The sequence below is a fragment of the Pseudomonas sp. GD03858 genome, assembly GCF_029840925.1.
Classification (GTDB): Bacteria; Pseudomonadota; Gammaproteobacteria; order Pseudomonadales; family Pseudomonadaceae; genus Aquipseudomonas.
Genome location: NZ_JAOCDM010000148.1, coordinates 1 through 11,180, shown reverse-complemented (window position 1 = coordinate 11,180; position 11,180 = coordinate 1). Strand labels below are relative to the sequence as shown.

General features: G+C 66.5%; 9 protein-coding genes. 6 read left to right on the top strand and 3 right to left on the bottom strand.

What is annotated here, in order from left to right; translation table 11 throughout:
- The 4 genes from N5D48_RS24285 to N5D48_RS24270 form a co-directional block, all read left to right on the top strand.
- On the top strand, positions 1 to 595 hold a 595-nt coding region (locus N5D48_RS24285), incomplete at its 5' end, for a VRR-NUC domain-containing protein (RefSeq protein ID WP_279888555.1).
- The gene (locus N5D48_RS24280) at positions 592 to 2,847 is read left to right on the top strand and encodes an ATP-dependent DNA helicase (RefSeq protein ID WP_279888553.1); all 2,256 of its coding nucleotides are present in this window, start codon (positions 592 to 594) and stop codon (positions 2,845 to 2,847) included. The genes N5D48_RS24285 and N5D48_RS24280, both read left to right, overlap by 4 nt.
- A gap of 79 nt (positions 2,848 to 2,926) precedes the next feature.
- Entirely contained in the window at positions 2,927 to 4,564 is a 1,638-nt protein-coding gene (gene pgm / locus N5D48_RS24275; RefSeq protein ID WP_279888552.1) for a phosphoglucomutase (alpha-D-glucose-1,6-bisphosphate-dependent), read from the top strand.
- Positions 4,565 to 4,795: 231 nt separating this feature from the next.
- Positions 4,796 to 5,683: a pirin family protein gene (locus tag N5D48_RS24270; RefSeq protein ID WP_279888550.1), complete on the top strand. Its 888-nt coding sequence runs from the start codon at positions 4,796 to 4,798 to the stop codon at positions 5,681 to 5,683.
- An 83-nt stretch (positions 5,684 to 5,766) separates the two neighbouring features.
- On the opposite strand, the gene N5D48_RS24265 is transcribed toward N5D48_RS24270, so the two are convergent.
- Together N5D48_RS24265 and N5D48_RS24260 are read right to left on the bottom strand one after the other, a co-directional pair.
- A complete protein-coding gene (locus N5D48_RS24265) occupies positions 5,767 to 6,183 on the bottom strand; it encodes a RidA family protein (RefSeq protein WP_279888548.1) in 417 nt (138 codons plus the stop codon).
- The gene (locus tag N5D48_RS24260; RefSeq protein WP_279888547.1) at positions 6,183 to 7,499 is read right to left on the bottom strand and encodes an NAD(P)/FAD-dependent oxidoreductase; all 1,317 of its coding nucleotides are present in this window, start codon (positions 7,497 to 7,499) and stop codon (positions 6,183 to 6,185) included. Before N5D48_RS24260 ends, N5D48_RS24265 begins: the two co-directional genes overlap by 1 nt.
- 287 nt (positions 7,500 to 7,786) lie before the next feature.
- Between N5D48_RS24260 and N5D48_RS24255 the strand changes: the two genes are divergently transcribed.
- Together N5D48_RS24255 and argE are read left to right on the top strand one after the other, a co-directional pair.
- On the top strand, positions 7,787 to 8,464 hold the full coding sequence (locus tag N5D48_RS24255; protein WP_279888545.1) for a DUF1028 domain-containing protein: 678 nt from the start codon (positions 7,787 to 7,789) through the stop codon (positions 8,462 to 8,464).
- Complete coding sequence (gene argE / locus N5D48_RS24250; RefSeq protein ID WP_279888544.1) at positions 8,457 to 9,617, top strand: acetylornithine deacetylase; 1,161 nt, start codon at positions 8,457 to 8,459, stop codon at positions 9,615 to 9,617. Before N5D48_RS24255 ends, argE begins: the two co-directional genes overlap by 8 nt.
- A 71-nt stretch (positions 9,618 to 9,688) precedes the next feature.
- On the opposite strand, the gene N5D48_RS24245 is transcribed toward argE, so the two are convergent.
- Positions 9,689 to 11,080 carry an APC family permease gene (locus tag N5D48_RS24245; RefSeq protein ID WP_279888542.1) on the bottom strand — a complete coding sequence of 464 codons (1,392 nt, stop codon included), beginning with the start codon at positions 11,078 to 11,080 and terminating at the stop codon, positions 9,689 to 9,691.
- Positions 11,081 to 11,180: the final 100 nt, after the last annotated feature.

Here is an 11,180-nt window from a genome sequence, read left to right as displayed (position 1 = left end):
TGCCCTTGGCGTGGAGGAGGCAGTGCGCATGCATCTGGAGCAGTCGGGTGGGGTGGTGCGGTACGTCGAGAACACCTTGTTCAACAGTCTGTTCGGTCTGCTGTGCTGGGAAGCGATCTTCGCGCCGGTGCCGGGGGCGTTCTTCCACCCGTTCCAGGCCGGCCCACAGGACCTGCACGACAGCGACTTCCAACAACGCCGCGCCGCGCTGTTCGGCCGCTGCCTTGGGCGGCTCGACGATGGCAGCTACCGCCAGGCCATCCGTGAGTGCTACCTGGCCAAGCAGGGGCTGCAGTCGCCGTTCGTGTTCTGGTCGATGCTCGACGGGCCGTTGCTCGATCTGGCGCTGGAGCATGTGCCTGGCGAGCACCTCAAGGCCTGTTTCGCGCGGCTGCTGCAGGATATTCGCGCCAATCGCGCCGGCATGCCCGACCTGATCCAGTTCTGGCCGGGGCAGGGAGGCTATCGCATGGTCGAGGTCAAGGGGCCGGGCGATCGGCTGCAGGACAATCAGCTGCGCTGGCTGGAGTTCTGCCAGCAGCACGGCCTGCCGGTCGTCGTCTGCCATGTGCGCTGGAAGGCGACCCAGGCATGAACTACAGCGTCGCCGTGCGCGCCTTGTGCGAGTTCAGTGCCAAGTCAGGCGACCTGGACCTGCGCTTTACCCCGTCGCCCACTGCCCAGGAAGGCATCGCTGGCCATCGGCGGATCGTGGCCCGGCGCGCCGCCGGCTACGAGGTCGAGGTGGCGCTGGAGGGCGAGTATCGAGGCTTGCGCGTGCGCGGCCGCGCCGATGGCTACGACCCGGTGGGCAATCGCCTGGAAGAGATCAAGACCCACCGCGGCGACCTGGCCCGCCAACCGGACAATCATCGGCAACTGCACTGGGCCCAGGCCAAGGTCTACGCCTGGTTGCTGTGCCAGGCGCGGCAACTGCAGGAAATCGACGTGGCGCTGGTCTACCTGGACGTGGACAGCGATGACCAGACGGTCCTTTGCGAGCGCCACCACGCCCACGACCTGCAGCTGTTCTTCGAAGCACAGTGCCAGCGTTTCCTGGCCTGGGCCCAGGCCCAGCAACAGCGCCTGGCCGAGCGTGACCAGGGCTTGCAGAGGCTGGCCTTCCCCTGGCCGGCCTGGCGCCAGGGCCAGCGCCAGCTGGCCGAGACCGTGTACAAGGCCGTGAGCACCGGTCGCTGCCTGATGGCCCAGGCCAGCACCGGCATCGGCAAGACGCTCGGCACCTTGTTTCCGTTGCTCAAGGCCGTGGTGCCGCAAGGGTTGGACAAGCTGTATTTCCTCACCGCCAAGACCCCTGGCCGGGCGCTGGCGCTCGATGCCCTGCGTCAGCTCACTCAGGACGGTTCGCAGTCGGCGCTGCGGGGCCTGGAGCTGATCGCCCGGGACAAGGCCTGCGAGTTTGCGCAAAACGCCTGTCATGGTGATTCCTGTGTGCTGGCAAAGGGTTTTTACGACCGCCTGCCTGCCGCCCGCGAGGCCGCCGCGAAGGTGCCGCTGCTCGATCGCGCAGCCGTGCGCGAGGTGGCCTTGGCGCACCAGGTTTGTCCGTATTACCTGGCGCAGGAGATGGCGCGCTGGGTCGACCTGGTGGTGGCCGACTACAACTACTATTTCGATGGACATGCCTTGCTGTTCGGCTTGGCCCAGGCCAACCAGTGGCGCACGGCGGTACTGGTGGACGAGGCCCACAACCTGCTGGAGCGCGGGCGGCAGATGTACAGCGCGAGCCTGGACCAGGGGCAACTGCTGGCACTGCGCCAGAGCAAGCCGGTCGGCCTTGGCAGCGCCCTGGACCGCCTGAACCGCCAGTGGAATGCGCTGTACAAGGCGCAAGTAGCGCCGTACCAGGCCAGCGAGCGGCTGCCGGATGCCTTTTTGCGGGCCTTGCAGCAGTGCGTCGGCCTGATCCAGGAGCGGATGAACCAGTCGCCCGCCGAGGTCGAGCCCAAGGTGCAGGAGTTCTTCTACCAGGCGTTGCAGTTCAACCGGATCGCCGAACTGTTCGATGAGCACTTTCTGTTCGACATCAGTCTGCGCAATGGCCCGCGAGGACGGCGCCTGGCCACCCTGAGCCTGCGCAATGTGATCCCTGCGCGGCTGTTGGGGCCGAGGATGAGCGCGGCGCGCAGCGTCACGCTGTTTTCCGCCACGCTCAACCCGCGACATTTCTATGTCGACCTGCTGGGGCTGCCCGTGGACGTCGCCTGGCTGGACGTCGCCGCGCCGTTCAAGGCCGAGCAACTGGAAGTGCGCATCGTCAGCGAGGTCTCGACGCGCTACCAACAGCGCCAGGCCTCGGTGGCGCCGATCGTCGCGCTGATCGCCGCGCAGTATGCCCGCCAGCCGGGCAACTACCTGGCCTTCTTCAGCAGTTTCGAATACCTCGAGCAGGTAGCGCAGCTGCTGGCCGAGCGCCATCCGTCACTGCCCCAGTGGCGTCAGGCGCCGGGCATGGACGAGCAGGGCCGCGAGGCGTTCCTGGCGCGCTTCGAGGCCGATGGCAGTGGGATCGGCTTCGCCGTGCTGGGCGGTGCCTTCGCCGAAGGGGTGGACCTGCCGGGCACGCGGCTGATAGGTGCTTTTGTCGCCACCCTCGGCCTGCCGCAGGTCAACCCGGTCAACGAGCAGTTCAAGCAGCGCCTGGGGCGGCAGTTCGGTGCCGGCTTTGACTATGCCTACCTGTATCCCGGCGTGCGCAAGGTGATCCAGGCCGCGGGCCGGGTGATTCGAGGCGACGACGACCGTGGCGTGCTGGTGCTGATCGACGAGCGATTTGCCCAGGCACGGGTGCGGCAGATGTTTCCCGCCTGGTGGCGGTCGGCGTGAACGCTGCCATCGCCTGGCGTTGAAACTCCCAGTACACTGCGCGTTCCAACACCCACATTCGTTGATTTCGAGGTTCCGCATGACGCTCAGTCCTTTGGCAGGCAAGCCGGCTCCGGCCAGTGTGCTGGTCGATATCCCCCGCCTGCTGACCGCCTACTACACCGGCCGCCCCGACGCCGCCGTGGCGGCCCAGCGCGTGGCCTTCGGCACCTCGGGCCATCGCGGCACTTCGTTCGAGCTGAGCTTCAACGAATACCACGTGCTGGCGATCACCCAGGCCATCTGCCTGTACCGCCAGGAGAAGGGCATCGACGGGCCGCTGTTCATCGGCGCCGACACCCACGCGCTGTCGGCCCCGGCCGCGGCCAGCGCGCTGGAGGTGCTGGCGGCCAATGGCGTGCAGGTCATGCTGTCCAAGGATGACGAGTACACCCCGACCCCGGCAGTGTCCCATGCCATCCTCTGCTACAACCGTGGTCGCCAGCAGGGCCTGGCCGACGGCATCGTCATCACTCCGTCGCACAACCCGCCGCAGAGCGGCGGTTTCAAGTACAACCCGCCCAACGGTGGTCCGGCCGACAGCGACGTGACCAAGTGGATCGAGGCCAAGGCCAACGAGCTGCTGGCGGCGAACCTGGCCGGCGTCAAGCGCATGGACTACAAGCAGGCGCTGGCGGCACCGACCACCCAGCGTCACGACTACGTCAGCAGCTACGTCGCCGACCTGGAAAACGTCATCGACTTCGAGGTGATCCGCGGCGCCAACCTGCGCCTGGGCGTCGACCCGCTGGGCGGCGCCGGGGTGCGCTACTGGTCGGCCATCGCCGAGCGCTACCAGCTGAACCTGGAAGTGGTGAACACCGAGGTCGACCCGACTTTTCGCTTCATGACCGTCGACTGGGACGGCCAGATTCGCATGGACCCATCCTCGCCGCATGCCATGCAGGGCCTGATCGGCCTGCGCGAGCGCTTCGACGTGGCCTTCGCCTGTGATCCTGACCATGATCGCCACGGCATCGTCACCGCCGACGGCCTGCTGCAGCCGAACAACTACCTGGCCGTGGCCATCGACTACCTGTTCCGCAATCGCCCGCAGTGGCGCAAGGACGCGGCCGTGGGCAAGACCGTGGTCTCCAGCGGCCTGATCGATCGGGTCACCGCCGATCTGGGCCGCGAGCTGTACGAAGTGCCGGTGGGCTTCAAGTTCTTCGCCCAGGGCCTGTTCGACGGCTCGTTGGGCTTCGGTGGCGAAGAGAGTGCCGGCGCTTCGTTCCTGCGCAAGGACGGCTCGGTCTGGGCCACCGACAAGGACGGCCTGATCCCGGCGCTGCTGGCGGCGGAGATGACCGCTCGAACCGGGCGCAACCCGAGTCAGATCTATGCCGACCTGACCGCGAAACTGGGCAAGCCCTACGCCACCCGTGTCGAGGCCAAGGCCGACGCGCGGCAGAAGGCGCTGCTGAGCAAGTTGGCACCGGAGCAGGTCAAGTCCACCGAACTGGCCGGCGAGCCGATCCAGCAGATTCTCAGCCATGCTCCGGGCAACAACCAAGCCATCGGTGGCCTGAAGGTGATGACCGAGAATGGCTGGTTCGCCGCCCGTCCTTCGGGCACCGAGGATATCTACAAGATCTACGCCGAGAGCTTCATCGACGAGGCGCACCTGGCGCGCCTGGTGGCCGAAGCCCAGGTGCTGGTGGACGCGGCGATCGCCTGATCGTTCGAATTACCGCGTGTCATCAGGTCGATGCGGTCCCTGCGGGAGCGGCTTCAGCCGCGAACACCGGCAGAGCCGGTGCCAGGCACCGCGTCGCCTGATTCGCGGCTAAAGCCGCTCCCACAGGGTCGTATGGCTGTTCCATCAGTGGGACGATCCATGTCATTTCCTCCATCTACCGCTTAATTAGCCTCCTCGGTAAGGTTATACCTATCCAAGAGGAGGCTTCTCATGAAAAAGATCCAGGGTATCCACCGCAGCCCTCACGCCCACTGGGTGGGCGACGGCTTCCCGGTGCGCAGCCTGTTCACTTACGATCACCTGGCCCGGTACATCAGTCCGTTCCTGCTGCTGGACTACGCCGGCCCCCACGACTTCACCCCAACCACGGCCCGTCGCGGCGTCGGCCAGCATCCGCATCGCGGCTTCGAGACGGTGACCATCGTCTACCAGGGCGAACTGGAGCACCGCGACTCGACCGGTGCCGGTGGCCTGATCGGTCCGGGCGACGTGCAGTGGATGACTGCCGCAGGCGGCATCATCCATGAAGAGTTCCATTCGCCAGCCTTTGCCAGCAGTGGCGGCACGCTGGAAATGGTTCAGTTGTGGGTCAACCTGCCGGCCAGGGACAAGCGTGCCGCTGCCGGCTACCAGACGCTGCTGGCCAGCGACATTCCGCGGGTGACGCTGGAAGGCGAGGCGGGCAGCCTGCGAGTGATCGCCGGGCGCTACCTGGATCACCAGGGGCCGGCGCGCACCTTCACCGACATGGACGTATGGGACCTGCGCCTGAATGCTGGCGCCACCCTGCAACTGCCGGTGGCCGCCGGGCGCAATGCCGCGCTGGTGGTGTTGCGTGGTACCTTGCGGGTCAACGACGAGCGTGAGGCGGGGCCGGCCAGCCTGGTACTGCTGGAGCGCGACGGCGCCGATGTGCGCATCGAGGCGCTGGAGGAGGTCAGCGTGCTGCTGCTCAGCGGCGAGCCGATCGACGAGCCTATCGTTGGCTACGGACCGTTCGTGATGAACAGCCAGGCGGAGATCGCCGAGTCGTTCGATGATTTCCAGGCCGGACGGTTTGGCCAGATGGGCGGCGTCGAGCGCGGCGCTATCCGCTAGACGTGATCGCGGGGCAAGCCCGCTCCCACAAGCCAGCGTGCGCTGGTGGGAGCGGGCTTGTCCCGCGATTGCGTTTCAATGCGTCATGCCTGATCCGGCACCACTGCGATCACATCGATCTCCATCAGCCACTCGGCCTGGGCCAACCCTGCCACCACCAGCCCGGTGGAAATCGGGAACACCCCCTTGAGCCACTTGCCCACTTCCTTGTAGACCGGCTCGCGAAAGCGCGGGTCGGTGATGTAGGTGGTGGTCTTGACGATGTGCGACAGGTCCGAGCCCGCTTCTTCGAGCAGCTGCTTGACGTTCTTCATCGCCTGCTCGGCCTGGGCCTGAGGATCGCCCAGGCCCACCAGCCGGCCCTCGAAGTCGGTGCCGACCTGGCCGCGCACGTAGATGGTGTTACCTGCCCGCACGGCCTGGCACAGGTCGTTGTCCAGGGTTTGGTTGGGATAGGTTTGCTTGGTGTTGAACATGCGGATGCGAGTGTGGGTAGGCATCAATGGGCTCCGAAGGTGCTGACGTTGCTGATCGAGGTGTCCTGCTCATCCGTGGCGCGTTGCTCGCGGTCGCGGTAGGCCAGGTAGGTGCGTTGGGTGGCGATGTGCCCGGCGACATGCTTGGCGTCGTGCCACACGCCCCAGATGAACGACGAGCCGCGGCGCGACAGCCAGGGCAGGCCGAGGAAGTACACACCGGGTTCTTTCGACACGCCGCGCTGGTGCTGGGGCTTGCCGTTGGCGTCGAAGGCGTCCACCTGCAGCCAGCTGAAATCCACGCCGTAGCCGGTGGCCCAGATGATGCTGCGCACGTTGGCCTTGGCCAGGTCCAGTTGCTGCAGCGGCTGACTGACACAGTCCGGATCGGGCAGGCGCTTGCGGGCCTCGGGCTCCTCCGGCAGGTCCAGGCCGTTGCGCTCGACATAGGCATCGGCGGCATCCAGCAGTGCCAGGTAGTTCTCGTCGCCGCGGTTGATGTTCTCGGCCAGGTTGTCCTGGAAGCGCGCCACGCCGCCTTCGAACGATTGGGTCAGGCCGACCAGGGTCATGCCCTGATGGGCGAGGGCACGGAAGTCCACGGTGTGGCCGCCACGGGCGCCGGACACGGCGATGGTCACGTGCTCGCGGCCTGGCTTGGCGATTTCGGCATCCCATTCGCCGAGCACGCCGAGCCACCAGCAGAAGTCGCGGTTGCGGTAGCTGCGCGGTGGGCGGTCATGGGCGCCCACCGACAGGTAGACCTGGCGCCCGGCGCGCATCAGCTCCTCGGCGATCTGCACGCCGGACGAACCGGCGCCCACCACCAGCACCGCGCCTTCAGGCAACTGCTCGGGGTTGTAGTAGGCGGCGGAGTGGATCTGGTGCAGGCTCTCGTCCTTCGGCGCGATGGCCGGGATCACCGGACGCTGGAACGGGCCGGTGGCGGCTACCACGCGGTTGGCGCGGATCACGCCCTGGTTGGTGTCGATGGTGAAGCCTGGGCGGTCGGCGTTGCGCACCACCTTTCTCACTTCTACGCCGGTGCGCACCGGCAGGTTGTACTTGCGCACGTACTGCTCGAAGTAGTCGGCGACCTGGTCCTTGCCGGCGAAGGCGTCGGCGTCGAGGTCGAATTCCAGCCCCGGGAAGCGGTCATGCCAGACCGGGCCGTTGGCCACCAGCGAATCCCAGCGCCCGGTGCGCCAGGCCTCGGCGATGCGGTTGCGCTCCAGTACCAGGTGCGGCACCCCGAGCTTGCTCAGGTGTTCGCTCATGGCCACGCCGGCCTGGCCGGCGCCGACCACGAGGGTGTCGATTTCGATGTTGTTCAGTGTCATGTCCCAGCCCTTCTTCAGCGGCGTTCTTGTTCAGGTCGGTGGGGACCGCCTTTGCCTGGGGCCAGACTAGGTATGAGTGGGAAATCGCGAAAATAGTATTTAGCTGGGGGTTGCCGATAAATTGGCGAAGGCTTTGCTGGCAATGGGCTGCAGCGGCTTCTCAGGGTTGCCCAGGACCCTGTAGGAGCGGCCTTAGTTTTTTCCTGCCCAGTACCGAGGAAAATGTTGGTTTCGCAGCTTTCGGGGCCCACCGAGAATGCCGGTAACCTCAACACAGGAGCTGCACCATGACCTTCTCCATCATCGGCCGCTGCCAGGAAACCGGCCAGGTCGGCATCGCCATCAGTTCATCGAGCATCGCCGTCGGCGCCCGCTGCCCGTGGGTGCGTGCCGGGGTCGGGGCGGTGTCGACCCAGAACATTACCCTGCCGGCCCTCGGGCCGCAGATCCTCGATGCCCTCGAGCAGGGCCAGCTGCCACCCGCCGCGGCATTGGACCGGGTGCTGAGCGCCAATGGCTGGAGCGAGTATCGTCAGGTCACGGTGATCGACAGCCATGGCCAGGTCGCGCTGTTCACCGGCAAGGAGGCCCTGGGCGTGCACAATGCCGTGGCGGGCGATCAATGCGCGGCGGCCGGCAACCTGCTGTCGTCGCGGGCGGTGATCGAGGCCATGGTGGCGGCGTTCGAACAGGCCGGCGGCCACCTGGCCGATCGTCTGCTGGCGGCGATGCACGCGGCCATGGCGGCCGGTGGCGAGGCGGGGCCGGTGCACTCGGCGGCGTTGAAGATCGCCGGCGAACTGACCTGGCCGCTGGTGGACCTGCGCGTGGACTGGGCCGAGCAGGATCCCATCGGCGAGCTGGATACGCTGTGGCAGGCCTATCGCCCGCAGATGCAGGACTACGTGACCCGCGCGCTGAACCCGACCGCCGCGCCGAGCTATGGGGTACCCGGTGATGAATGAGTTCTCCAGTCGCGCGCTACTGGAGCAGCTGGTGGGTTTTGCCACGGTCAGTCGCGACTCCAACCTGGAGTTGATCGCGTTCATCCGTGACTACCTGAGCGGTCTTGGCGTTGAAAGCGAACTGTTCCACAACGAAGCAGGCACCAAGGCCAACCTGTTCGCCACCATAGGGCCAACCGATCGCGGTGGCGTGGTGCTCTCCGGGCATACCGACGTGGTGCCGGTGGACGGCCAGGCCTGGACCGTCGAGCCGTTTTGCCTGACCGAGCGCGATGGTCGGCTGTATGGCCGTGGCACTGCCGACATGAAGGGCTTCATCGCCTCGGTGCTGGCGGCGGTGCCGGCGTTCCTTGCCCAGCCGCTGAAGATGCCGGTGCACCTGGCATTCTCCTATGACGAGGAAGTCGGCTGCCTGGGCGTGCGCTCCATGCTAGCCGCCCTGGCACAGCGTACGCACAAGCCGCGCCTGTGCCTGATCGGCGAGCCCACCGAGCTCAAGCCGGTGCTCGGCCACAAGGGCAAGCTGGCCATGCGCTGCCAGGTGCAGGGCGCCGCCTGCCATTCGGCCTATGCACCCTATGGTGTCAATGCCATCGAGTACGCGGCGCGGCTGATCGGCAAGCTGGGCGAGATCGGTGATGACCTGGCGCGCCCCGAGCACCACGACGAGCGCTTCGATCCGCCGTTCTCCACGGTGCAGACCGGGGTGATCAAGGGTGGCCGGGCGCTGAACATCGTCCCGGAGGAATGCGAGTTCGACTTCGAAGTGCGCGCCTTGCCCGGCTTCGAGGCCCAGGCCGTGGCCGAGCGCTTGCAGACCTATGCCGAGGCCGAACTGCTGCCGCGCATGCGTGCCGTCAGTGCCGCCAGCGACATTCGCCTGCGCGCCTTGAGCGCCTACCCGGGCCTGGCCACGCCAGCCGAAAGCGAGGCGGCACAGCTGGTGGCGTTGCTCAGCGGTTCGCTCGACTTTGGTACCGTGGCCTTCGGTACCGAGGGCGGCCTGTTCGACCAGGCGGGTATCCCCACGGTGGTCTGTGGGCCAGGGAGCATGGACCAAGGGCACAAGCCCGATGAGTTCGTCAGTGTCGAGCAGTTGCAGGGATGCGATGCGATGTTGCGGCGGTTGGTGGATCACCTGCAGCAGGCATGACAATCGCGGGGCCAGCCCGCTCCCACAGGTTTTGCAGCTACCTGTGGGAGCGGGCTGGCCCCGCGATGGGGCTACAACGGCTCAGGCCTGAACAATGGTTTCTTCATCACCCCCTTGATCCACACGACGGCAATCAGCGACACCACCGCCAGCACCAGCCCCGCCGTACCGAAGACCTTCAGGTTCATCTCCGGGCTGGGCGAGGCATGCCAGATCGCGTACAGCATCCCAGCGATGCCGAACAGCTGCGGCAGTGGGTAGAGCGGCGTACGGAATGGCCGCTTCAGATGCGGATAGCGATGGCGCAAGGCGATCACGTCCAGGTGCACGATGATGTACGCCAGCAGCCAGGCCAGCGCGGCGGCCAGCAGCAGCAGGTTGATTGCCGCTGCATCCTGGCCCATCAGCAGGATCGGCAGGCCGGTGATCGCCGCGACGAACAGCACCGCCACCCACGGCGTGCGGGCGCGCGGGCTGAGCTGCTTGAACTGGGGGAACGCCTGGCCGTTGCAGGCCATGCCGTAGAGCATGCGCGGAATGGCCGCCAGCGAGGTGTTGAGGGTGCTGCAGGTGGCGGTGACCGCGGCGATCACCAGGAACACCTCGCCGGTCTTGCCGAACACCGTGGTGGCGAACAGGTAGTGGGGCAGGGCGTCGCTGCTCAGGGCTTCGCGGGGCACCAGGAACAGCGCGCCCAAGCCGTACAGGCCGATGGTGGCGAAGATCACGGTCAGGCCGATGATCATCGAGCGCGGGATGTTGCGTTCGGGCTTGCGGGTCTCCTCCACCAGCGAGCAGACGAACTCGGCGCCGACGAAGCCCCACACGGCCATGGCGGTCAGGGCCAGCACCCCGGCGCCCATGGGGTTCCAGTCGCCCTGCAGCAGGGTGGTGGTGACCCCTTCGGCATGCCCTTCGCTGATCGCGGCCACGCCGAGGATCAGCAGCACGATCACCATGACCACGGCCATGGCGCTCTGCAGCTTGGCGAAGATGTCGATGCCCATCAGGTTGAGCGCGGTGAACAGGGCGAGCACGCCAAAGGCTACCGAGTACTGCGGGAACACCCCGGGGTAGACCTTGGCGACGATCAGGTCGAGCAACAGCAGCTCGGCCGACAAGGCGAACATGGCTACCACCACGTAGCCGGAGAAGGTCGCCAGGATCGCCGGGAAATGCCCCAGCGCCACTTCGGTATAGCTCGACAGGCTGCCGGCGCGTGGTATCAGCAAGGCCAGCTCGGAAAACGAAAATGCGTAGCTCAGGGCCAGCAGGTAGGCCAATCCCAGGGGTACGATGAAGCCCAGGCCGGCGGCGCCGACCCCTTGCAGCATCATCACCATCACCCCTTGCGAAACCACCAGGCCCACGGCCACCGCCAGCAGCGACCCCAGCCCCAGGACCCGGCGAAAGCCGGCTTGATCGTGCTGCACGCTGGCAGGCACGGATGCACTTGCACTCATGACAGTTCCCCGCTCTTTGTTGTTTTAGTTGCGCCAGATACTGGGGCAGGGGGTAGGGCGGGGAAATTAGTAAATATGTGGTTGCTGGGCAGGAAAAAAC

Excerpts from the sequence above, each read along its gene's own strand:
- N5D48_RS24280 (WP_279888553.1), top strand. The coding sequence starts at position 592 with ATGAACTACAGCGTCGCCGTGCGCGCCTTGTGCGAGTTCAGTGCCAAG.
- pgm (WP_279888552.1), top strand. The coding sequence starts at position 2,927 with ATGACGCTCAGTCCTTTGGCAGGCAAGCCGGCTCCGGCCAGTGTGCTG.
- N5D48_RS24270 (WP_279888550.1), top strand. The coding sequence starts at position 4,796 with ATGAAAAAGATCCAGGGTATCCACCGCAGCCCTCACGCCCACTGGGTG.
- N5D48_RS24265 (WP_279888548.1), bottom strand. The coding sequence starts at position 6,183 with ATGCCTACCCACACTCGCATCCGCATGTTCAACACCAAGCAAACCTAT.
- N5D48_RS24260 (WP_279888547.1), bottom strand. The coding sequence starts at position 7,499 with ATGACACTGAACAACATCGAAATCGACACCCTCGTGGTCGGCGCCGGC.
- N5D48_RS24255 (WP_279888545.1), top strand. The coding sequence starts at position 7,787 with ATGACCTTCTCCATCATCGGCCGCTGCCAGGAAACCGGCCAGGTCGGC.
- argE (WP_279888544.1), top strand. The coding sequence starts at position 8,457 with ATGAATGAGTTCTCCAGTCGCGCGCTACTGGAGCAGCTGGTGGGTTTT.
- N5D48_RS24245 (WP_279888542.1), bottom strand. The coding sequence starts at position 11,080 with ATGAGTGCAAGTGCATCCGTGCCTGCCAGCGTGCAGCACGATCAAGCC.